At 66.9% G+C, this 22,192-nt stretch carries 22 protein-coding genes and 1 tRNA gene; 8 read left to right on the top strand and 15 right to left on the bottom strand.

Features of this window, described 5'->3' with window-relative positions; all coding sequences use genetic code 11:
* Window positions 1-106: 106 nt before the first annotated feature.
* Window positions 107-397, bottom strand: coding sequence for a cell division protein CrgA (gene crgA / locus ACSUZC_RS00200; RefSeq protein ID WP_439030946.1), 291 nt, complete (start codon window positions 395-397; stop codon window positions 107-109).
* Window positions 398-544: 147 nt separating this feature from the next.
* Between crgA and ACSUZC_RS00205 the strand changes: the two genes are divergently transcribed.
* Window positions 545-1,204, top strand: coding sequence for an aminodeoxychorismate/anthranilate synthase component II (locus ACSUZC_RS00205; RefSeq protein ID WP_439030947.1), 660 nt, complete (start codon window positions 545-547; stop codon window positions 1,202-1,204).
* A gap of 15 nt (window positions 1,205-1,219) precedes the next feature.
* Here the strand turns inward: ACSUZC_RS00205 and pknB are convergent, their stop codons facing one another.
* The 7 genes from pknB to ACSUZC_RS00240 all read right to left on the bottom strand — a co-directional run bounded on the left by pknB (window position 1,220) and on the right by ACSUZC_RS00240 (window position 11,103).
* Window positions 1,220-3,160: a Stk1 family PASTA domain-containing Ser/Thr kinase gene (gene pknB, locus ACSUZC_RS00210; RefSeq protein ID WP_439030948.1), complete on the bottom strand. Its 1,941-nt coding sequence runs from the start codon at window positions 3,158-3,160 to the stop codon at window positions 1,220-1,222.
* Window positions 3,161-3,253: 93 nt separating this feature from the next.
* On the bottom strand, window positions 3,254-4,621 hold the full coding sequence (locus ACSUZC_RS00215; protein WP_439030949.1) for a protein kinase domain-containing protein: 1,368 nt from the start codon (window positions 4,619-4,621) through the stop codon (window positions 3,254-3,256).
* A complete protein-coding gene (locus tag ACSUZC_RS00220) occupies window positions 4,618-6,117 on the bottom strand; it encodes a peptidoglycan D,D-transpeptidase FtsI family protein (protein WP_439030950.1) in 1,500 nt (499 codons plus the stop codon). The genes ACSUZC_RS00215 and ACSUZC_RS00220 overlap by 4 nt, the downstream gene beginning before the upstream one ends.
* Window positions 6,114-7,547 (bottom strand): FtsW/RodA/SpoVE family cell cycle protein, encoded by a 1,434-nt coding sequence (locus ACSUZC_RS00225; protein WP_439030951.1) that lies wholly within the window; start codon window positions 7,545-7,547, stop codon window positions 6,114-6,116. Before ACSUZC_RS00225 ends, ACSUZC_RS00220 begins: the two co-directional genes overlap by 4 nt.
* The gene (locus tag ACSUZC_RS00230; protein ID WP_439030952.1) at window positions 7,544-9,046 is read right to left on the bottom strand and encodes a PP2C family protein-serine/threonine phosphatase; all 1,503 of its coding nucleotides are present in this window, start codon (window positions 9,044-9,046) and stop codon (window positions 7,544-7,546) included. The genes ACSUZC_RS00225 and ACSUZC_RS00230 overlap by 4 nt, the downstream gene beginning before the upstream one ends.
* A complete protein-coding gene (locus ACSUZC_RS00235) occupies window positions 9,043-9,507 on the bottom strand; it encodes an FHA domain-containing protein FhaB/FipA (protein WP_238423556.1) in 465 nt (154 codons plus the stop codon). Before ACSUZC_RS00235 ends, ACSUZC_RS00230 begins: the two co-directional genes overlap by 4 nt.
* 216 nt (window positions 9,508-9,723) lie before the next feature.
* On the bottom strand, window positions 9,724-11,103 hold the full coding sequence (locus ACSUZC_RS00240; RefSeq protein ID WP_439030953.1) for a DUF3662 and FHA domain-containing protein: 1,380 nt from the start codon (window positions 11,101-11,103) through the stop codon (window positions 9,724-9,726).
* Between the two features lie 277 nt (window positions 11,104-11,380).
* On the opposite strand from ACSUZC_RS00240, the gene ACSUZC_RS00245 reads away from it, so the two are divergent.
* Both ACSUZC_RS00245 and ACSUZC_RS00250 read left to right on the top strand, forming a co-directional pair.
* Window positions 11,381-11,463, top strand: a tRNA-Leu gene (locus ACSUZC_RS00245).
* 149 nt (window positions 11,464-11,612) lie between these two features.
* Window positions 11,613-12,038: a DUF309 domain-containing protein gene (locus ACSUZC_RS00250; RefSeq protein ID WP_439030954.1), complete on the top strand. Its 426-nt coding sequence runs from the start codon at window positions 11,613-11,615 to the stop codon at window positions 12,036-12,038.
* A gap of 4 nt (window positions 12,039-12,042) precedes the next feature.
* Here ACSUZC_RS00250 and ACSUZC_RS00255 read toward each other — a convergent pair whose 3' ends face one another.
* From ACSUZC_RS00255 to wrbA, 4 genes are all read right to left on the bottom strand, one after another.
* Window positions 12,043-12,591 carry a dihydrofolate reductase family protein gene (locus ACSUZC_RS00255; RefSeq protein WP_439030955.1) on the bottom strand — a complete coding sequence of 183 codons (549 nt, stop codon included), beginning with the start codon at window positions 12,589-12,591 and terminating at the stop codon, window positions 12,043-12,045.
* 83 nt (window positions 12,592-12,674) lie between these two features.
* Window positions 12,675-13,103, bottom strand: a complete 429-nt coding sequence (locus ACSUZC_RS00260; RefSeq protein WP_439030956.1) for a nitroreductase family deazaflavin-dependent oxidoreductase — start codon at window positions 13,101-13,103, stop codon at window positions 12,675-12,677.
* Between the two features lie 35 nt (window positions 13,104-13,138).
* Window positions 13,139-13,633, bottom strand: a complete 495-nt coding sequence (locus ACSUZC_RS00265; RefSeq protein ID WP_439030957.1) for an FBP domain-containing protein — start codon at window positions 13,631-13,633, stop codon at window positions 13,139-13,141.
* 287 nt (window positions 13,634-13,920) lie between these two features.
* The gene (gene wrbA, locus ACSUZC_RS00270) at window positions 13,921-14,520 is read right to left on the bottom strand and encodes an NAD(P)H:quinone oxidoreductase (RefSeq protein WP_439030958.1); all 600 of its coding nucleotides are present in this window, start codon (window positions 14,518-14,520) and stop codon (window positions 13,921-13,923) included.
* A 127-nt stretch (window positions 14,521-14,647) separates the two neighbouring features.
* On the opposite strand from wrbA, the gene ACSUZC_RS00275 reads away from it, so the two are divergent.
* Window positions 14,648-15,400: a DUF72 domain-containing protein gene (locus ACSUZC_RS00275; protein WP_439030959.1), complete on the top strand. Its 753-nt coding sequence runs from the start codon at window positions 14,648-14,650 to the stop codon at window positions 15,398-15,400.
* A gap of 619 nt (window positions 15,401-16,019) precedes the next feature.
* Here the strand turns inward: ACSUZC_RS00275 and ACSUZC_RS00280 are convergent.
* Window positions 16,020-16,580: a TetR family transcriptional regulator gene (locus tag ACSUZC_RS00280; RefSeq protein ID WP_439030960.1), complete on the bottom strand. Its 561-nt coding sequence runs from the start codon at window positions 16,578-16,580 to the stop codon at window positions 16,020-16,022.
* Window positions 16,581-16,670: 90 nt separating this feature from the next.
* On the opposite strand from ACSUZC_RS00280, the gene ACSUZC_RS00285 reads away from it, so the two are divergent.
* From ACSUZC_RS00285 to ACSUZC_RS00300, 4 genes are all read left to right on the top strand, one after another.
* Window positions 16,671-17,417: an SDR family NAD(P)-dependent oxidoreductase gene (locus ACSUZC_RS00285; RefSeq protein ID WP_439030961.1), complete on the top strand. Its 747-nt coding sequence runs from the start codon at window positions 16,671-16,673 to the stop codon at window positions 17,415-17,417.
* Window positions 17,418-17,556: 139 nt separating this feature from the next.
* The gene (locus tag ACSUZC_RS00290; RefSeq protein WP_439030962.1) at window positions 17,557-17,793 is read left to right on the top strand and encodes a DUF2510 domain-containing protein; all 237 of its coding nucleotides are present in this window, start codon (window positions 17,557-17,559) and stop codon (window positions 17,791-17,793) included.
* 134 nt (window positions 17,794-17,927) lie between these two features.
* A complete protein-coding gene (locus ACSUZC_RS00295) occupies window positions 17,928-18,182 on the top strand; it encodes a hypothetical protein (protein ID WP_439030963.1) in 255 nt (84 codons plus the stop codon).
* Window positions 18,183-18,335: 153 nt separating this feature from the next.
* Window positions 18,336-19,061 (top strand): FadR/GntR family transcriptional regulator, encoded by a 726-nt coding sequence (locus ACSUZC_RS00300; protein WP_439030964.1) that lies wholly within the window; start codon window positions 18,336-18,338, stop codon window positions 19,059-19,061.
* Window positions 19,062-19,070: 9 nt separating this feature from the next.
* On the opposite strand, the gene ACSUZC_RS00305 is transcribed toward ACSUZC_RS00300, so the two are convergent.
* Both ACSUZC_RS00305 and ACSUZC_RS00310 read right to left on the bottom strand, forming a co-directional pair.
* Window positions 19,071-20,315 carry an amidase gene (locus ACSUZC_RS00305; RefSeq protein WP_439030965.1) on the bottom strand — a complete coding sequence of 415 codons (1,245 nt, stop codon included), beginning with the start codon at window positions 20,313-20,315 and terminating at the stop codon, window positions 19,071-19,073.
* A 56-nt stretch (window positions 20,316-20,371) separates the two neighbouring features.
* Window positions 20,372-22,192 (bottom strand): hydantoinase B/oxoprolinase family protein, encoded by a 1,821-nt coding sequence (locus tag ACSUZC_RS00310; protein ID WP_439030966.1) that lies wholly within the window; start codon window positions 22,190-22,192, stop codon window positions 20,372-20,374.

Genomic DNA, 22,192 nt, shown 5'->3' on the forward strand with positions numbered 1-22,192 from the left:
ACAGTGGGGACTACTTACACACATGTCATTTCCACAGTGTGCATAACTTACATGCTTGTGTTTCCGCAGTTCAGACTCCTGAGAGCGATGTTTCACGGGAAACGTGTCAGCGCCAGCGCATGGTCATCAACAGACCCGCCACCATGAGCGAGAAGCCGATGAGGAAGTTCCACGAGTTCAGTTCGGCCATCCAGTGGAGGATCTGTCCCTCGCCGCCGTACGCGGTCGGGGTCGCGGCCAAGTAGTAGACGACGAGCCAGGCGAGCCCGAGCAGCATCAGGCCGAGCATCACACCCACGTAGATGGTGCTGGAAGGGCCGGCTTTGACCTTGACCGGCGTCCTGCTCGCCGGGTTGATCGTGTAATCGGTCTTCTTCCGGACTTTTGACTTCGGCATGACTTCCTCTGTTGTGCGGCACCGCCGGGGCGGTCGTACGCGAGTGGGAGGCGATGACACACGTCCCCACTGGAAAACACTCGAGATCTACGGTATCTCACCAGGTCGCCGACGGGAGCACCCGCTTTCGGCGGTAGCCTTTTGTGCGTGAGTCGCATTCTGGTGGTCGACAACTACGACAGCTTCGTCTACAACCTGGTCCAGTACCTGGGCCAGCTCGGCGTCGAGGCCGTCGTCTGGCGCAACGACGACCCTCAGCTCTCACCCGCCGACCCCGAGCGTCTACGGGAGGCGGTCGCCGGTTTCGACGGCGTGCTCCTCAGTCCGGGACCCGGTACGCCTCAGCGAGCAGGCGCGACCATGCCGATGGTGCAGGTCGCCGCAGCGGAGGAGCTGCCGCTCCTCGGGGTCTGCCTCGGCCATCAGGCCATCGGCGCGGCGTTCGGCGGCACCGTCGACCGCGCGCCCGAGCTGCTGCACGGCAAGACCTCCCTGGTCTTCCACGACGATGCGGGTGTGCTCGCGGGGCTTCCGGACCCGTTCACGGCCACCCGGTATCACTCGCTGACGGTGCTGCCCGAGTCCATCCCCGACGAGCTGGTCGTGACCGGCCGCACCGAATCGGGGATCGTCATGGCGATGGCGCACCGTGAGCTGCCGATCCACGGTGTGCAGTTCCACCCGGAGAGCGTGCTCACCCAGGGCGGTCACCGCATGCTCGCCAACTGGCTCAAGACCTGTGGGATCGACATCGACGAGACGCGCGTCGCCGCCCTCGAGGCAGAGATGGCCACCGCCATCGGCTGAGCGCCGAGCGACCGGTCAGTTCGGGAGCAGGCTGGCCTGGCCGACGATGATGGTGACGGATCCGCTCTTGCGCGCCTTCGACCCGGGGTTCGGTTCCTGCCCGACGACCCGTCCGTTGTCGGGGCTGCCCAGGGGCACGTTCCGCGTCTGACGCGTCAGCGTCGACCGCTCCCAGCCGGCGCGTTGGAGATCGCCCTGTGCCTCGGCGGGCGTCTTGCCGCGAAGGTCGGGGACGGTGAACAGGTTGCCCCGAGAGACGCTGATCTGGACGGTGCTGCCCTGTTCGGCGGTCGACCCGGGACCGGGCGACGTGCTGATGACCTCGCCGGCGGGACGATCGGAGTCGGAGGCGACCACGACCACCATCATCCCGAGCTCCTGGAGGACCGAACGCGCGCGATCCTCGCTCATGCCGACGACATCCCGGACGGTCACCTCACGCGGTCCGTTGCCGACGTTCACGACGATGGCGCCGTTGACCGGAACCTCGGTCCCGATTGCGGGTGCGGTGGAGACCACCTTGTCCTTCATCTCGGCCGACGAGTCCACCCGGTCGGTCTTGACGTTGGTGAATCCGAGGACTTCCAACTGGTCGATGGCTTCCGTCGGGGTCTTGCCGACCAGGTCCGACGGCAACCGCACCCGCTGAGGGCCCGACGAGACATACAGGGCGACCTCGGATCCCTCGGTCGCGAGCACACCTTCACCGGGCGTCGATCGGGTGGCGAGCCCGGCCGCGACGTCAAGGCTCGGTTCCTCGAGCACCCGGACCTCGAAACCGGCTCGTTTCAGAGACGACTCGGCATCGCCGGAGCTGAGTCCCGACACCGCGGGCACCGACACCTCCGGGGCCGAACTCGAGCCCCAGGGTGACCACAGGAACAGGATGCTGACGAGCAGGACGACAGCGGCGAGCGCACCCGCCATGAGTTTTCGGGACCGGCGCCGCGGTGGGTCCTCGGTGTCCTCGTCACGCCGGTGGTTCCCGCCGTTGCCGACCCGGGGCGTGATCGCACGCCGCGGTCCGGTTGTCTCCGACCGTGTCGGGCGCCGCGGCCCGGTGTCGATGAACTCGGTGCGCTCCTCGTCGGACAGGAGCATCGGCGCGGAGGGCTTGCCTCCGGCGAGGACACGGATCAGGTCGGCACGAAGGTCCGCGGCCGATTGATAGCGGTTGTCCTTGTTCTTGCTCATCGCCTTGAGGACGACGGAGTCGAGTTCGCGCGGGATCTCGGGACGCACGTGCGAGGGCCACGGCGGGTCCTCGTGCACGTGCTGGTGGGCCACCGCGACGGGCGAGTCCCCGGTGAACGGGGGCTCCCCGGTGAGCAGCTCGAACAGGACGCAACCCATCGAGTAGATGTCGCTGCGCGGATCGACCTTGATCCCGCGCGCCTGTTCGGGTGAGAGGTACTGGGCGGTGCCCATCACCGCCGACGTCTGGGTCATCGTCGACGTGGCGTCGCTCATCGCGCGGGCGATGCCGAAGTCCATCACCTTCACCGCGCCGGACTTGTCGATCATGACGTTCGCCGGCTTCATGTCGCGGTGGACGATGCCGTTGCGATGCGAGAAGTCCATGGCCGCGGCGACGTCGGCCATCCAGGTCATGGCCTGCCGGGGCGAGATGGGACCGTTGGCGCGCAACACATCCCGCAGGGTGTCACCGTCGACGTACTCCATGACGATGAACGGCAGCGGGCCGTCTTCCGTCTCGGCCTCGCCCGTGTCGAAGACCTGCACGATGGTCGGGTGGTTCAGTTTGGCCGCGTTCTGCGCCTCGCGCCGGAACCGGAGATAGAACGAGGGGTCACGGGCGAGATCGGCACGCAGCACCTTGACCGCGACGTCGCGATGCAGCAACAGGTCGCGCGCGTAGTGCACCTCGGACATGCCACCGAAACCCAGCGTTTCGCCGAGTTCGTAGCGGTCGGAGAGGTGGTGTGGTGTCGACATCGGCCTCGGTGCTTCGCCCCTCAGGATCTGTTATCTGAACACTCTGTCATCGCATGTGGTCCGTCCATACCGCGGTCGGCGGACCGCCGCCCATCAGCACAACGGCGAGAACGGCACTCCTGGGAAGCACGGCGTTCCGGTGGCGGCACCGGTGTCCGGCGGCCCGTCCGGTGGCCCGGTCGGCGCGAGGGTGGTCGTCTCCTCCGTGGTCTCGGTGGTGGTGGTCTCTTCGCTCGTGGTGGTGCGGGTGGTTCGACGCGTCGTGGTCGGCTCGTCGGGTTCCTCGGTCGGTTCGACGGTCGTCGTGGTCTCGACGACCGTCGACGGCGAGCTCGGCGGCGGGGTGGCGGCACCGCCGTTGCCGCTGCTCAGCAAATAGAAACCGATCAGGCCCAGTGCGCCGACGAGCAGAGCCGCCGCGACACCGGCCAGGACCTTCTGGCCCGTCGTCCAGCTGTTGTCCGGTGGCGGTGCGACCGGGGTGCGGGAGGTGGGCCGCGGGGTGATCGGCCGGGACGCCGCACCGGTCGGCGGAGTGGACGCGCGGGCGACCGCACCGCCGAGAGCCGCGGCTCCGGCCGCGCCGGCCACGGCGCCGGCGATCGCACCGGGTCGTGGTGGTCGGCGGCCTGCCCGCACCGCGGCCACGGCATCGGCGAACTCGCCGCCGTTGGCGTAGCGCTGTCGCGGGTCCTTGGCCATGGTGATCTCGATGAGCTCACGAACACCCGACGGCAGGTTCGACGGGAGCGGCGGCGGTGACTCGCGGATGTGTTTCATCGCCACCGTGATCGCGCCGTCGCCGAGGAACGGCCGGCGACCGGTGAGGGCCTCGTAGCCGACGACACCCAGCGAGTAGACGTCCGACGCGGCGGTCGCCTCGTCGCCGGTGGCCTGCTCGGGAGAGATGTACTGCGCGGTGCCCATGACCATGCCGGTCTTGGTCACCGGCGCCGAGTCGACGGCCTTGGCGATGCCGAAGTCGGTGATCTTCACCTGACCTATCGGTGTGATCAGGATGTTGCCGGGTTTGACGTCGCGGTGGACGAGTCCCTGGCTGTGGGCGGCCTGCAGCGCGCGACCGGTCTGCTCGAGCATGTCGAGGGTGTTGGTCAGCGACAACCGCCCGAGCCGGGAGATCACCGAGTTCAGCGGCTCGCCGTCGACGAGTTCCATGACCAGGTACGCGAGCGGGTCGCCGCCGTTGTAGTCGGGGGTCTCGCCGTAGTCGAAGACGTTCGCGATGCCGGGGTTGTTCAGTTTCGCGGTGGTCTGGGCCTCGGCGCGGAAGCGCGCGATGAACTCCGGGTCGTTCGTGTACTCGGCCTTGAGGACCTTTACCGCGACACGCCGGTTGAGACGCGTGTCGAGGGCTTCCCAGACCTGCCCCATGCCGCCGGTCGCGATCAGGCGGATGAGCCGGTAACGATCACCGATGGTGGTGCCGTTCTGCAGGGTCATCGACTGCCACCTCCCACCAGTGAATTGATCACTTCTCGTCCGATCGGTGCCGCGACGGTCCCGCCGACCGAATCCGCACCGAATTGTCCATTCTCCACCACGACCGCAACCGCGATCTGTGCGTTCGACGACGGGCCGAAGGCGATGTACCACGAGAACGGGGTGTCCGTGCTCGAGCCGCTCTCCGCGGTACCGGTCTTCGACGCGATCGACACCGGCCCGCCGCCACCGGCGGTGGACCGCTCGGACTCGATCATCATCGACGTCAGCTCGGCGGCCTGCTCGGGGGTGATCGGCTTGTTGGCGGTGGTCGGCGGCGTGGTCTGCAACGTGCGCAGGTCCGCGGCCTGAAGCTTATCCACCAGGTACGGCTGCATGCGCACACCTCCGTTGGCGACGGTCGCCGCGATCATCGCGTTCTGCAGCGGGGTGAGCCGCACGTCGCGCTGGCCGATCGAGGCCTGTGCGAGAACGTCGAGTGAGGGAATCGGTCCCACGGTCGAATCGACGACGGGCATCGGGATGTCCGGCCCGGGCTGGTCGAGGCCGAAGAGACTCGCGGTCTCGGTGAACTTCGGGATCGCGTCGGACATCTTCTCGGTGACGAGTTCGGCGAACGCGGTGTTGCACGAGTACTTGAACGCCGTCTCGAGCGTGACGGTGCCGCCCGACGAGCCCGGGCAGGTCTCCCCGCCGTAGTTGGGCAGCGACACGTTGGTACCCGGCAGCGGGATGCTGGGTGCCGCGGTGAGACGGATGCTCGGGGTGACGTTGTCGCGCAGCGCGGCGGCCGAGGTCACGACCTTGAACGTCGATCCCGGCGGGTACAGCTGGCTGATCGCACGGTTCAGCATCGGCTGCGCGGTGTCACCCGGACGGTTCCACGCCTCCCAGCTGCTCTCGCGAACCTCCTGGTCGTGGCTCGCCAGTCGGTTCGGGTCGTAGCTGGGGGTCGAGACCATCGCCAGGATCTTGCCGGTGTTGGGCTGCAAGGCGACCACCGCGCCGCGGCACGGTCCGTCGCACGGACCGTTGAGCATGGCGCGGTAGGCCGCCTGCTGCACCTTCGGGTTGATCGTCGTCACGACGTTGCCGCCGCGGGGGTCGCGACCGGAGAACATGTCCATGAACCGCTGACCGAACAAGCGGTCGTCGGAACCGTTGAGGATGCCGTTCTCGTAGAGCTCGATCTGGCTGGCCAGGTACTGGAACGAGTAGTAGCCCGTGACCGGCGCGAACGCCTCGGCGCCCTCGCGCGGATACTGACGCAGGAACTTCAGTCGACTGTCCGTCGGCACCGACAGGGCGATCACAGTGCCGTCGGCGGTGGTGATCAGTCCGCGCTGACGTGAGTACTCATCGAGCAGCACCCGGTTGTTGCGGGTGTCGGTCTTGAGGGCCTCGGCCTTGAACACCTGGACGTAGGTGGCGTTGGCCAGCAGCGCGATGATCATCACGATCACCGCGATCGACACGTTCCGGATCGGCTTGTTCATCGGCGCTTCACCACCTGGGTGGGCAGCGACTCGACCGGGGTGGCCGCGGGCCGCTTCTTGCCGGGATCGGGCTCGCGCGCGGCGTTCGAGATCCGGATGAGCAACGCGACCAGGATGTAGTTGGCCAGCAGCGACGACCCACCGTAGGAGAGGAACGGTGTGGTCAGACCGGTCAGCGGGATCAGCTTGGTGACACCGCCGACGACGACGAAGACCTGCATCGCGATGGTGAACGCCAGGCCGGTGGCGAGGAGTTTGCCGAAACTGTCACGGACCGCGATCCCGGTCCGGAGGCCGCGGTGGATGAAGATCATGTACAGCAGCAGGATCGCGGTCAACCCTGCGAGGCCCAGTTCCTCGCCGATGGTCGAGATGATGAAGTCGGTGTTGGCGAACGGCACGATGTTGGGTCGGCCCGACCCGAGGCCGGTGCCGAACAGACCGCCGGTGGCGAGCCCGAACAGGCTCTGGCCGATCTGGTATCCCGAACCGTCGAAGTCCTCGAACGGGTTGAGCCACACCGACACACGGGTCTGCAGATGCGAGAAGATCGACCACGCGAAGACCGCGCCGATCGCGAACAGTCCGATGCCCAGGACCAGCCACTCCACGCGCGAGGTGGCCACGTACAGCATCGTCAGGATCGTCGCGAAGATCAGCAGCGACGTACCGAGATCCTTCTGGACCACCATCACGGCGATCGCGATGGCCCATGCCGCGAGCAGCGGGCCGAGGTCGCGGGCGCGGGGGAGGTCGACGCCGAGGATGTGCGGGCCCGCGGTGATGAACAGGTCGCGCTTGGACACCAGCACCGCGGCGGCGAAGATGATGATCAGGATCTTCGAGAACTCGCTGGGCTGGATCGAGAAGAACGGCGTGATGATCCAGTTCTTGGATCCGTTGATCTCCGAGAAGGCACTCGGCAGGATCGCCGGGATGATCAGGAAGACCAGACCGCCCAGACCCAGGGTGTAGGCGTACCGCGACAGTGTGCGGTGATCGCGGATCAGGATGAGCACCGCGGAGAACGCGATGATGCCCAGCACGGCCCACAACAACTGCTGGTCGGCGTTGTTGGTCACCTCGGTCGCGTTCACCGACTCCCCGGTGTTGCCGGTGCCGAGGTCGAGGCGGTGGATGAGAACCAGGCCCAGCCCGTTGAGCACGGCGACGACGGGCAGCATGATCGGATCGGCGTGCGGTGCGTAGCGACGGACGACCAGGTGGGCGACCCCGAACAGCGCCGTGTAAGCGGCGACGTACTTCAGGATGTCCCAGGTCAGGTTCTGGCCCTGGGCGGCCTGGACGATGAGGAGCGCCACCGTCACCAGGCCGATACCGAACACCAGGAGCAGCAGCTCGGCGTTGCGGCCGGTGCTCGTGGCGGGCTGGCGTGGCGGTGCGTGCGGGGCGGGCGCGGCTTGAGTCATCGCACCTGCTGCCGACAGCTCGTGGCGGCGTCCTGGTCGGGTGCGGGCGCGGGGGCCGGGGCGGCCGATCCGGTCGTGCCCTGCTGCGGTCCGCCGGGGGCGGGTGCCGCGGTGGCACGAGGGGCCGGCGCCGAGGGGTCGGTGCCGGGCGTCGACTCGGGTGCCGGGGTGCTCGCTGACGGGGGCGCCCCGGTGGGGGGCGTCGCCGAGGGTGCATTGTCGCAGCGGAACGTAAGCTCGTCGGTCACCACGCCTTGGATCTGCTGCTCGTTCTTGTCCCTGATCAGCACGTTCTTCACCGACTGCGCAGGCCCGGACACCAGGTCGTCGACGTTCAGCGGGAACTCGCAGCTGTCTTCGTAGGAGATGAAGGTGTACGTCGGCTTTTCCTGGTCGAGGTCTTCGACGCAGACGCGCTGAACCGGATTGCTCATCGACAGGAAGAACACCTTCTCGGGTGAACCCTGGTAGATGAGGACGTCACCGGAGTCGTCGGCGGCCACGTAGTAGTTGCTGCGGACGATCGCGCGGACCACGAAGATGCCTGCGACCAGCGCGGCCACGACGGTCAGCGCGACCCCGGCGACGATCCAGCGGCGCCACTTGCTCTTCTGCTTCGACGCCGGCTGCTCCTCGGAGAGCACCGTCGGACGCTGCGGCTCGGCCGGTGGTGGCCGCAGTGCCGCGGCGCGTCCCGCAGCGGTGGCCGGATCCGGGGTGTAGATCTCTTCGTTCCCGCCGCCGGCGGCGCCGCCGACGATGGGGCGCGAATCGCCGTATTCGGTGTCGACGACGTCGGCGAGCACGACGGTGACGTTGTCGGGGCCACCGCCACGCAGCGCGAGTTCGATGAGGCGGTCGGCACATTCCTTGGGATCGGCGATGGATCCCATGGTTTCGGCGAGCGTCTCCTCGCTGACGACGTCGGACAGGCCGTCGCTGCACAGCATGTAGCGGTCGCCGGCACGGGCCTCACGCATCGTGAGTGTCGGCTCCACCTCGGTGCCGGTCAGCGCCCGCATGATCAGCGACCGCTGCGGGTGGGTGTGGGCCTGTTCGGCGGTGATGCGTCCTTCGTCGACGAGGGTCTGGACGAAGGTGTCGTCACGGGTGATCTGGGTGAGCACGCCGTCGCGGTACATGTAGCCGCGCGAATCACCGATGTGGCACAGGCCGATCCGGCTGCCGGCGAACAGGATGGCGGTGAGGGTGGTGCCCATGCCGTCGAGTTCGGGTGACTCGTGCACCTGGGCTGCGATGGCCTCGTTGCCGGCTCGCGTCGCGCGGTCGAGCTGGCTGAGCAGGTCGCCGCCGGGCTCGTCGTCGTCGAGCGAACTGAGCGCGCGGATGACCAGCTGGCTGGCGACCTCACCTGCGGCGTGCCCGCCCATGCCGTCGGCGAGCGCGAGCAGGCGGGGGCCGGCGTAGAACGAATCCTCGTTGTTGGACCGCACGAGACCGCGATCGCTGCGCGCGATGTAGCGCAACACAAGTGTCACGGGCGCAACTCGATCACGGTCTTGCCGATGCGGATCGGCGTGTTCAGCGGAACCTTGACCGCGGTCGTCACCTTGGAACGGTCGAGGTACGTGCCGTTGGTGGAGCCGAGGTCCTCGACGTACCACTCGTCGCCGCGTCGAGAGAGCCGTGCGTGTCGTTCGGAGGCGTAGTCGTCGGTCAGCACGAGTGTCGAATCATCGGCTCGTCCGAGGAGTACCGGCTGCTGTCCGAGGCTGATCCGGGTGTTCGCCAGGGCGCCGTGCGTGACGACCAGATAGCGGGCCGCGCCTCGGACACCGCCACCGCGCCGACGCTTCTCCGAGCCGCCCGAGTACCGGGGGATGCGCAGGCCGCCTGCGGAGGCGATGTCGGCGCGCAGCGTGCGGATCACGGCGAAGACGAAAAGCCAGAGCAGCAACAAGAACCCGATGCGGGTCAGCTGCAGCACCAAGCCCTGCATGTCGTGTCCACCTCCAGCGCGTGACATCTCGGTCGGTCGTACCGGTTGCGAAGACGATCGTCGGCGAAGCCGATCGCAACGGGCGGACCCGACTGCATCTTATGGGGAGATCCGCCGAACCCGGTCATTCGCATATGACAGTTCCGTATCAACCGCTCCGGCCGGTAACGATTGCCGCCCGCGTCGTGTGGGCGTTGTGTCCGGCGGTCGCGCCTGCTACTGGAACCGTACGGTGATGTCGGAGTGCCCCACGCGGATGCGGTCGCCGTCGGCGAGTTCCCAGGTGTTGACCTGCAGGTCGTTGACCGTGGTGCCGTTGGTGGAGTTGAGATCGGTGAGCATGGCGGTGGCCCCGTCCCAGCGGATCTCGACGTGACGGCGGGAGACGCCGGTGTCGGGGAGACGGAACTGGGCGTCCTGACCGCGACCGATCACATTGGAACCCTCGTGCAGCTGGAAGGTGCGGTTGCTGCCGTCTTCGAGGAGAAGTGTGATGGACGACGGTGCGTAGCCGGCGGCCGGACGTCCGGCGCCGTAGCCACCCTGGTCGTAACCGCCCTGATAGTCGTAGCCTGCCGGCTGCTGACCGTAGGCCTGCTGGTCGTAACCCTGGTTGTATGCGGGCTGCTGCGAGTAACCCTGGTCATATCCGGGCTGCTGCCCGTAACCCTGGTCGTAGCCGCCCTGCTGGTAGTCGTAACCCTGCTGCCCGTAGCCGCCGGGCTGCTGGCCGTAGCCCTGCTGCTCGTAGCCGGGCTGTCCGTACCCCGGCTGCTGGCCGTAGCCCTGCTGCTCGTAGCCGCCGGGTTGCTGGCCGTAGCCCTGCTGCTCGTAGCCGGGCTGTCCGTACCCGGCGGGCTGGCCGTAGGCCTGCTGGTCATATCCGCCGGGCTGCTGCTGACCGTAGGCCTGCTGGTCATAACCCTGCTGGTCATAACCCTGCTGGTCGTACCCGGGCTGCTGACCGTACTGGTCGTAGCCCTGCTGGTCGTACCCCTGTCCCGAGCCCTGCTGGCCCGCACCCTGACCGTAGGGGTCGTAGGCGGGATCGGCGCCCCTGCGCTGGTCGTATCCGGGGTTCTGAGTCATCTTGGGGGCTCCTTGGTCGGGGGCGTTCGGCGGGAAAGCAACAGGTGCCGGAGGTCCGGCCGGCGGGTTGGGGGCCTTCGGCGCTCGTGCATCCTGCGGCTGCTCCGTACGCGCAGCCACCGGTCGGGGCCGCGCATCCGGGTTGACCGTGCCGCGAGCGCGGAAGATCCCCGTGTGCAAGGACGGCAATTGCTCGAACTCTACGACGACCTTGCCGTAGGTCTGCCATCCGTTGTCCTTGATGAAGTTTTCCAAATGCTTCGAGAAAGTCTTGCGGTTCAGCTCGTATTCCGCAGCGATGTGCTGATGATCGGTCGGGCTGAACAGCAACGTATAGGCGTTGGCCGCAAGGACGGTACCGTCACCGAGGTTCTCGAGCGACTCCTCGGCTTCTCGCTGCAGCCCGTTCTCGATCTCTTGCGGGGCCACCTGACCACCGAAGACGCGTGCAAAACCGTCGTCGACCGCACCCTCGAGCTTGCGTTCTAGTCGTTGCAGGATCCCCACCGAGACCTCCTTCCGCGGCAATAGAGCGTGTCGCCGTGCATCTGGCCTTGTTTGATGATAGCGACAACAACGGCCAACTGTGCCACCAAGGCAACTGGAGCACCGTGTGCACCATCTGTCCCAATCGCCTGTTTCCGACGTCCGACGTAACCCGACGTACTGCACAAATGCAACGTCGGAGATCGAGTTTTGTTTCGGTGGCGGCGTGCTGCTATCGTCGTCCAGTCGCCGGACGCACCCAGTTCGACGACACGCCCACCGGAACATCGGTGGCCACGGGCGAGTGGCGGAATGGCAGACGCGCTGGCTTCAGGTGCCAGTGTCCTTCGGGACGTGGGGGTTCAAGTCCCCCTTCGCCCACCGAGAGCGATTTCGCTCGAGCGAGCATCACCAGGTCAGGTTGCGGACAGCGACCTGACCTTTCTCGTTTTGGCCGGTCGGGGACGATGCGCTCCGACGTAGCAGCATCTGCCACAGTGAACCCGAGCCGAGAGCCGGAGGTGTGGAGCATGAACAAGGACCGCGACCGCGATCCCGACGGCCGCGCTCGCCAGGCGCGGCCGCGTGATGAGCTCGGCCGTCCGCTGCCGTACGGCGCACAGGGCGTCGAACCCGTCTCGGAGGATCCGTTGCCTCCGGAGGAGACGATCGCGCTCGCCCGGCAGCTCCTCGACGAGGGGAGACCGTTCTCCGCGCACGAGGTCTACGAGACGCGGTGGAAGTCGTGCCCACCGGAGGAGCGGCCGCTCTGGCAGGGACTCGCGCAACTGTGCGTCGGCCTGACTCATCACCGACGTGGCAACACCGTCGGCGCTCGTCGCCTCTTCGAGCGCGCCGCCGCGCGGCTCGTCGACTACGAGCGGTCCGGCGGGCAGACGTATGGACTGGACCTGCCGACCATCCGCGACGATGCGCGGGCCGAGATCGAATCCTGAGGGCTCACACCGTCCGGTAGCGCAGCAGCGAGACCCCGAGCTCGAAGCTCTTCGTCTCCACGAGTCGCAGCTCGGGGATCTCGAGACCCTCGGGGAACAGCCTGCGGCCCGATCCCTGGACGGTGGGGTAGACGAACAATCGGTACTCGTCGACCAGACCGGCGTCGATCAGCGTGTGACACAGGCTGATACTGCCGGTGACGACGATGTCCTTGCCGTCGGTGCTCTTCAGCGCGGTCACCTTGTCGACGACGTCGCCGGACAGCACCGTCGAGTTCTGCCACTCCGGGTCCGTGATCGTGCTCGACACCACGTATTTGTCGACGCTGTTGAGGTACTCGGTGATCCCGGTGGCGTCATCGGTCTGATGAGGCCAGAAACCGCGGAAGTCCTCGAAGGTCTGCCTGCCCACGAGCAGGGCGTCGGCGTCGGCGTCCTGCCGATGGGACTCGGCCATCAGATCGGGCGCGTCGACCGTGGGGTCGAACCAGTTGGTCAGCATCTCGATCGAGCCGTCGAGCGTCATGTTCTGGGTGATCGCCAGCGTGCGCATTGTTGTCCTCGGGTCGTCGGGGTCTCCTACAGATACCGACCGACGATCCGGGTGGATGTCATCGCCCAGCCCGGGGCATCCCGCTAACGCGGCGTCAGCTCGACGATCGCCAGCGGGCGTGACGTCTTCTTCTGATATGCCGCGTAGCGACCGTTGTTCACCTCGTCGGCGAGAACGAACCTACGGGCGTAGTCCGGGTCGTCGGGATACGTCGGTCGGGCCGTGACCTGCACGCGGCGGCGTCCGACCTGGATCTCGCAGTGCGGGTGCGCCTTGAGGTTGGCGAGCCAACCGGGTGGCCGCGGTGAACCGCCGTTCGACGCGACCACCAGGTAGGCCTCACCGTCCCGGGCGTAGGTGAGCGCGTTGCACCGCGCCTCGCCCGTACGACGCCCGATCGTGCGCAGCAGCAGCGTGGGATTGCCCATGAGCAGTCGATGCCCGACGAGGCCGCCCGAGTGCTCGTACAGCCACTGGTGGGTCTGGAGTGTTCGGATGAACAACGACGTCATGGGTCCACTATTGCCGATCCAGGTCCCTGGGGTCCTCAGCTGTCGCCACTCGCCACGCGCTCGGCGAAACCGGCGAGGTGTCCACGCAGCGCGGCGATGCGTTGCTGCCGGACGGTCTCGGGGTCATCGGTGGAGAAGATCGCCGACGGCTTGGCGCGGACGTTGGCCGAGCACTCGAAGTGTGAGCAGATCAACGTGCCCACGGTGTTGCCCTTGCGTCCGGATGCGCCGGCGAACTTCGCGCTGAAGAAGGCGACCTCGTTGGGAAGGTGCACGTCTTCGCAGAACGAGCACAGCGGACGGGTGCGGGGCTGGCGGCCGCCGAGTCGCAGCATGATCCCGACGACGTCATCGTCGGTCGGGATGACCACGTACCCGACCATCGGGAGTTTCGGATCCCGCCAACCGGCGAAATCGAGCCTCTCCCAGTCGAAGTCGTCGAAGTCGGGCGGGAGGGTCAGGCTCTTGCGCTCGCGCAGCGAGGCGTTGACGAACGACGAGCGGATCTGGGCTTCGGTCAAAGAATGCATGGGTGGGTACACCTCAGGTGTCGGAGGAGGGAGAAGAGAGCACGATTCGACGGGCGCGGTCCACAACTGGGGGACGCGCGCCGGTCGGGGCGGGGTGCTCAACCGTCGGCGCGCACGACGCCGACGACCTCCTCACGCCCAGAGGGCGACACACTGACAGACACGAGGACCGATGGTGGACCCCTGGGCCACCGCTGTCAACCCGTTTCCGGTCCTCGTCGCGCTCACAAGTTCCGTTCTCGCTCACACAAATCGGGTGAGCGGGAACGGATTCTGTGAGCGGTAACTCAGCCGGCGAGGAGTCCCGCGATACGCACCACACGTTGCGCCATGTGGCCGAGCGCCGCCTTGGTGGCGTCGTCGAGTTCGTTCTGGTTCTCCGGACCGGTGACGTGCGAGACGCCGTACGGATTGCCGTCGGCGAACTTCAGGCCGTCGGTGTACCCCGGCGGGACGAGGACGCCGCCGAAGTGCATCAGCGACGTGTAGAGCCCGGTGAGGGTGGTCTCCTGACCGCCGTGGGCGGTCTGGCTGGAGGTGAACGCGGCATAGGCCTTGTCGGCCAGCTTGCCCTGCGCCCACAGGCCGCCCAGCGAGTCCATGAAGGTCTGGAACGGAGAAGCCGTGCTGCCGAACCTGGTTGGGCTGCCGAAGATCACGCCGTCGGCCCAGACGATGTCGTCGCCCGTCGCGGCGGGGAGATCCTTGGTGGCCTCGTAGTTGGCCGACCAGGCCGGGTTGTCGGCGAAGGTCTCGGGGTCTCGGGTCTCGGCGATGTGGCGGACGCGCACTTCGGCCCCGGCGGCTTCCCCGGCCGACGCGAGCTCCTGCGCCATCGTCGTGCCGTGTCCGGTGGACGAGTAGTAGATGATCGCGAGCTTGGTCATGTGTCACTCCCAGTCGATGATTGCAACGTTCCGCCGACGGGTACCCGCCGTCCGTGATTCGACACCCACACGCCTGGCGAGCGGCCGGCGGGATTCGTAGACCCGTCGCGAGCGGATAGGTGGAGCGATGCTGTTCATCGGTACGTCGGGGTGGCAGTACAAGGACTGGCGCGGCGCGTTCTATCCCGAGAAGCTGCCCCAACGGTTGTGGCTGAACCACTACGCGGAGCACTTCCCGACCGCGGAGGTGAACAACACCTTCTACCGCTTGCCCGAGAAGACAGCCTTCGAGCACTGGGCCGAGGCGGTGCCGCGCGACTTCCGCATGGGCGCGAAGATGAGCCGCTACCTCACCCACATCAAGCGGTTGAACGAACCGGCCGAGCCCGTGCAGCGGTTCCTCGACCGGTCCGAGGGACTCGACGGCCGGCTCGGACCGGTGCTCCTGCAACTGCCGCCCAACCTGAAGGCACAGCCGGCTGCTCTCGCCGAGACCCTCGCCCTGTTCCCGACGACCGTCCAGGTCGCCGTCGAACCCCGCCACGACTCCTGGTGGACCGACGAGATCCGGGAGATCCTCGAACAGCACAACGCCGCGTTGTGCTGGGCCGACCGGAAGAACCGGATGCTCACCCCGTCGTGGCGCACGGCCGACTTCGGTTACCTGCGACTGCACGACGGAACAGCGAAGCGCCCCATGAGTTATGGGGTCCGCGCCATCGACAGCTGGCTCCGACGCCTCGCCGACGCATACGACGATGCCTGCGACGTCTACGTGTACTTCAACAACGACCCGGGATGCGCGGCCATCGACAACGCGCGCACCATGATCCGGCGCGCGCAGCGGCTGGGGGTGCCGGTGAGGACCGTCGAGGCCTGACGACCACAATCTCAGGTCAGTGCATCGGCAGAGCGCACGTACGGCCCCGCAGTGCACAGACGGGCACAGGGCCGGCGCCCCTGAATCTCAACGACTCGACGCATAGATCTCGGCCGCCGATCGGTAGCCGGCCCGACTCGCGGCCGTTGAGGCGGAGTCCGCAACGACCGTGCACTTGCGCGTGTACTCGTCGCTGTGAGACTCCGCGTCCATCGCGAGAAGATTGCCGACCTTACTGGAGTACACAGGACCATCAGGTGTCGCGACGACCAGTAGCGAGATGATGGCCAGAGTGCCCCTGAGCACGAAGCCCACCATGGCACCTCACACGAGGTCGTCGTCGGCGCGTAGGACCACGCCCGGGACCGGGAGGAGTGGCTGCCCTGAAGGTATGCAGGCGCTTTACTTGGCATCGTATGCAATATCGTCGAATTACGAGGTAGCACACAGTATTACGGCCTCAGTCCGTCAGGGTTACGGTCAGGACTTCGTCCGGATCGCGCCACTCCACACTTCCAAAGGAAATCGCTGATGGTCAGCTCCCCGCCGTTCTGATGGCGGTGTCGGTGCACTGCTGAGCGAATGGTCCCCGATCGGGTGAACGATGAGCGTCCCCGACTCAGGAGTTGGCCTGCAACATTCGCTCGACGGCGGTGACCACCGATTGCCGGCGAGCAGCAACGCCCCCATCGTCGGCCGAGGTTTCCTCAAGATCGGTAAGCCCTTTGGGCGACAACTGCCAGGCCTGCGCGATGGCGTAGATGAAGACCAGGACGTCCACCGCCGACAGCGGCTGAGCCGCATTCGTCGCGACGGCGAGCGCCTTGTTTCGATAGATCTCGCTGGGCTCAGCCGAGGAATCCGGCCGCTCGAGCTGAGCCCACATGTTCAACCGGAGCACCTCGGGGAAACGCTGATGGTGGTCGAAGACGTCTCCGGCCCAACCGGCGAGGTCCTCAGGGCGCGGCGGGACGTTCTCGGCCATGCGACGCAGCGCGTCGGCCAGGGTCGCATCGAACAAACCATTCTTGCCGCCGTAGTACGCGTAGATCATCCGAACGTTGCTCTCGGCTTTCGCAGCGATCCGTTCTACCCGCCCACCCGCAAATCCGTGCGCGGAGAACTCGTCGGTTGCCGCAGCGAGGATACGCAGTTTGGTGGCTTCGGCATCGCGGGCCATGGGTCATCCCCCTGCTTCGGATTGACGGGCATTTCGGCTCGATCTACCTTACAAGTAAGTATCTATTTACTTATTTATCTGGGAGATGAGATGACCCGTATTGCCCTCGTGACCGGTGCCAACCGTGGACTAGGACGAGCAACCGCACTCGCCCTGGCCAGAAACAAGATCAGAGTTGTCGCGGCCTCGCGGGGCGGTGGGGGTGAAGTCGTGGACGACATCAACGAGTCGGGCGGAGAAGCCATCGCGGTCCAGGTGGATGTCGCAGACCTCTCCTCCATCGAGGCGGCACGTGTCGCTGCGCTCGCCGGCATCAGGCGGGAGTGGAACGCCGGCACCATCGACGTGCTGGTCAACAACGCCGGGGTGGGCCTGTTCGCGCCGCTCGGCGCCATTACGGCCGACGACTTCGATGCCATGTTCGCGGTCAACGTCCGCGGACCGCTTTTCGTCACCCAGGCTTTCCTGCCCCACATGTCAGAAGGAGCAAGCATCGTGAACGTATCGAGTTCGCTGAGCCGACACGTCAGCCCGGCAACCTCCGTATACGCGGCATCAAAGAAAGCCCTCGAAGCACTCACCCGTAGCCTCGCTGCTGAACTGGGCCCTCGGGGCATCCGGATCAATTCGATTGCGCCCGGTCCCACCGCAACCGACTTCAACGGCGGAGCGATGCGCGATGACGAAGCCATGCGCGCGGCATTGTCCGGGCAAACCGCGCTCGGGCGAGTGGGCAACCCAGATGAGATCGCCGACGCGATCACAGCCTTGGTGTCCCGCGAGTTCCGTTGGGTGACAGGTGAACGCATCGAGGTATCCGGCGGTGTGTTGCTCTGATCCAACCGCGGCACCCGTGATGACGGGCACCGAGTACGACTACTTTTGCACCGAATTGTCATGGCTCGGCGCGGTGCGGGGGTCTGTCATTCGACGTATTCGCCCGTCTTGCACGACGCACGCTCGATACGGTCGACGCATGTCGATCCTCTTGCTGCTCGTTGTGCTCGTGGTGCTGTTGGCGATCCTCGGTGCCGGGACCGCGGGGATCGTCGTCCTCGTGTCCCGCAGGTCGGCGGCCACGCGCACCGCGGCGGCCGGCGGGGCAGGTCTCTGCGGCGGGTGGTACCCGGACCCGCAGGATGCGACCGCGGATCGCTACCACGACGGCCAAGCCTGGACCGCTCACACCCGGCCCCGCACCTCTGGCGGGTAGCGCTGAGACTCCGGCTTACTGAGGTGAGAGAGCGGGCGACGCACCTCGTGGGGCAAGGCGCCGACGCAGGTGCAGGGGATTGTCGTACCCACGGCATAGCGTGTGACCGAGCCACGCCGACGAGGGGGACTTCGATGCCGAGCAGGATCGCCGCACTGAGAAACCACGACGCCGCCACACTCACCGGTTATCTCCAGGTGTGCGACGACCAGTGGGAACACTGGCAGAGCAGGGCCAACGGTGCCCGGCTGGCGGCCGCCGATCCTCGGACCATCCGGTTCTACGACGACGAGGCCGCGTACTGGAGCCGCTTCGGGGAGATGCTCCGCATCGCGATCGCGGAGGTCGAGGCGTCGAATCGACGAGCCGGGCGCCGACGATCCGCCTGACGCCCGCCACAGCGCACACCACTGGCAGTCGGCAAGCGCCGACGCCGCCGGTGCACGCTCGGCCGGCCGCAGTCGAAAGCTGTTGTTGCAGCGTCGTCTCCAGGTCATCGATCTGGTAGGTTTGAGCAAACCCACCGCTGATCGGAAGACGTTGTGACAGAAGCGAATAAGTCCGCCCGCCGCCCGGCATATCAGGTGGTGGCCGACGCGCTTCGGGTCCGCATCCTGGCCGGTGAGCTGACTCCGGGCACCAGACTGCCACCCGACACCGATCTGCGCGCCGAGTTCGGGGTGGGGCAGAGCACCGTGCGTGAGGCCATCCGGTCCCTCGCCAGCGAGAACCTGGTCCACACCACCCGCGGGGTGACAGGTGGGACGTTCGTCGCCACTCCCGACATCAGTCAGCTCAGCGCGCATCTCGAGGCGGGGGTAACACTTCTCGCCGCAGCCGAGGGCGTGACCGTCGACCAACTCATGGAGGTCCGGCAACTCACCGAGGTGCCCGCGGCCGGGGTGGCCGCCTACCGCCACACCGACACCCATCTGGAAGAGTTGCGCGCCACCATCTTCGATCCGTCCGGCGAGATCGGTCCCGAGGTGTACGCCAACAACCAGGAATTCCATCGGGTGCTGCTCCGCGCCGCCGACAACCCCCTCCTCGACCTCATCACCGTGCCGGTGTTCCGGGTCATCGGAAGCCGATTCAGCCGGGACACCGCGCCGGAGGACTTCTGGAAGTGCGTCGACGAGGACCACCGGGCCATCCTCGAAGCGGTCGAGGCGCGGGACTCCATGACCGCGATGACGCTCATGCGCCGCCACCTCGACCACCTCGGGGACGTCTACAAACAGATGGACCTGCTCCGACGCCAGAACTGAGGCGAGCCCTCAGACGTCCACGTGCACCGGCGGGCGTCGAAGGTGCCAGTCGGTGTGCTCCTGGAAGTGCTCGGCCAGTGCGAACAGCGTGCCCTCGGCGCCGTGGGCGGCGGTCATCTGGGCGCCGATGGGCATCCCGGACGGATGAACACCCACCGGCAGGGCGAGCGTCGGACCGTCGTGCAACGACCACGGGTAGGTCAGCTGTCCCATCCGACGCGCCTGCTCGACGACGGCGCCACCCCCGCCCAGCAGCGGGACGTCGACCGGCATCGCCGGGGTGAGGACCGCGTCCACCGAGGTGAACACATCTCGCATGGCGGAGCGGAATTCGTCGCGCCGCCGCAGTGCGCCGACCACCTGTTCGTCGGAGATGCTGAGTCCCAGCCGGATTCGTTCGCGCGTCGCCGGCTGAAACCGGCTCGGCTCGTCGCGCAATCGCTCCGCGTGGGTCGTCGCCAGGTCCGAGTAGATCAACGTGTAGACCACGTCCTGTGCCGTCTCACTGAGTGGCACCGGCGTTTCCACGATCGAATGGCCCAACTGACGTAGCAGGCCCGCGGCGGCGCCGACCGCGTCGCGCACAGCCGGGTCCACCTCGTCGGTGACGAACGGCCACGGCAGCGCGATGCGGAGCGGCCCGGTCCGCAGGGGTTCCGGGTCGGCTTCGGCGAGGACCGCGAACGTCTCTCGCACCTGTGCCGCCGAACGTGCCAGAGGTCCGACAGTGTCGAAATCGGCACTCACCGGGAAGATCCCGGTCATGTCGAGCATGCCGACCGATGGCCGCAGGCCGGTCACGCCGCAGCACGCGGCGGGCAACCTGATGGACCCGCCGGTGTCCGTACCCAGCGCCACGTCGACGACTCCCGCTGCGACCGCGACGCCCGACCCGCCGCTCGAACCGCCCGGCACCCGGGACGCATCCCAAGGGTTCACCGACCCGCCCGACGCCGAGTTCTGACTCGTCACCCCGACGGCGAACTCGGCGAGGTTCAGCGTCGAGGTGATGACGGCGCCGGCCTTCTTCAACGCGGTCACGCACGCCGCGTCGGCAGATGCCACCCGGTCGGCGAAGTACTCCGAGCCGCAGGTGGACAGCACCCCGCCGACCTCGATGTTGTCCTTCACGCCGATCCGCACACCCGACAGGGGGCCGGACGCAACCTTGGAGTCGATGCCGAACTGCTCGGGCACCCACGAGATGACCGTGTTCAATTGATCAGCGACCGAGACGATTTCGGCAGAGCGCATCCCGGACATGCCGGAAGGGCCGGCGACAGAATCACCGGCCCCTCCGAAGTCTCTGCTCAGGACGCCACCCGCGACGAGCGCAGCTGCTCGGTGGCCGCAGCGTCGACGGTCCAGTCGTCGGTGTTCACGACGACACCGTAATCCTGGCGAGCCTCCTCCGCGGACAGGTATTCGTCCCACACATCGGACAGCACCGCGAACGGGTCACGCAGGAACGGATCGCCGAACCCACCGCCCGACGGCATCCGGATCTCGAGACGCTCGCCCTCGCGGATGACCTCCTGGGTCACCTTGGAGAACAACACTTCTTCCTCGGGGGTGCCGGGGTTCCGGATGAAGGAACCCGATGCACCGTCGCCGCCGCCGAGAGCGCCGGCGGGCGGGTCGGTGCGGTTGTCGGCCTCGGAACCGAGGAAGGTGTCGGTCTGCATGTACCAGGTCCGCACGCTGCCGATGCCGCCGCGCCATTGGCCGGGAGCAGGCGACTCGTCGCGGAGCTCGTAGCGCTCGGCACGCATCGCGTGGTTGAGCTCGAGTTCCTCGATCGGGTTGTTACGGGTGTTGGCCATCAGGGCGTCGACGGCGTCCATGCCGTCCTTGCCGTTGCGGGCGCCGTAGGAACCCTCGTTGATCTCGATGTACACCCAGTACGACTCGCCGTCCTCGGCCAGACCCGAGTAGGCGATCGCGCACAGTGCTGCCGACGAACCGGCGATCGCCCGCTCGGGCAACACCGGTGCGAGCGCCAGGTTGATCGAGTCGAAGATGCGGTTGACCTGAGAGAACCGAGCGAAACACGACGCCGGGAAGTCCGGGTTGAAGATCGTGCCCTCCGGGGCGTAGGCGCGCACCGGACGGAAACACCCGTCGTTCTGCGGGACGAACTCCTCGGTGAGGTACTCGTCGAGCAGGATGGTGCGGATCGCACTCACCGCGACGGGCAGCACCGAACCCTCGAACGGCACGTTGAACGCCGTCGGCACCTGGTCATTGGAACCGGTGAGGTCGATGAGGACGTCCTCGTCCTCGATCTGCACGCGCACCGCGACCTTCAGCGGCACACCGCGGTTCTTGCCGTCGTCGTCGAGGTAGCCGATCGGAGCTTCGTAGCTGCCGTTGGGGATCTGCCGGATTCGACTGCGCAGCATCTCCTCCGAGTAGTCCATCCAGCGGTCTGCGGCGCTCATGACGACGTCGAGGCCGTACTTCTCGAGCAGCTCGATGAACCGCTTCTCGCCGATCCGCGAGCAGGCGATGAGAGCCTCGAGGTCACCGCGGTTCTGCTCCGGGGTCCGCACGTTGTCCAGGATGTGCTGGATCAGCATGTCGTTGCGGACGCCGCCGTCGTAGATCTTCATCGAGTCCATCAGCTTGCCCTCGGCCCAGACGTCGACGACGTCCATGCACAGGCCGGGGAAGTTGCCGCCGATGTCGGAGACGTGCCCGGTGCACCCGGCGAAACCGATGTGCTCACCCTCCCAGAAGATCGGGATGATCACGCCGTAGTCGGGGGAGTGGGCGGCGCCGTGATAGGGGTGGTTGTGCAGGATCACGTCACCCGGCTTGTAGGTGCCGGCGAGCTTGCGGTTGACGCCGCGGATGTAGGCGGGGATCGAACCGCAGTGCATCGGAGTCGAATCCGATTCGCACAGCTCGCGACCGTTGACGTCGAAGATGCCGGCGCCGAGGTCCTCGGACTCGCGGATCAGGCTGGAGTACGCCATCCGGTAGAGGACCTGGGCCATCTCCTTGGCCATCGAGTTGAGTGCACCACCGATGACTCGCAGGGTGATCGGATCGACCTCGACGGTGTTCCAGGTCCGGTTGGCCTCGGCGGCAAGCGAAACGCCGTCCGTGGGCATCAGGGCTTTCGCCAT

It is taken from the genome of Gordonia terrae, assembly GCF_051789125.1.
Lineage (GTDB): Bacteria > Actinomycetota > Actinomycetes > Mycobacteriales > Mycobacteriaceae > Gordonia > Gordonia terrae_A.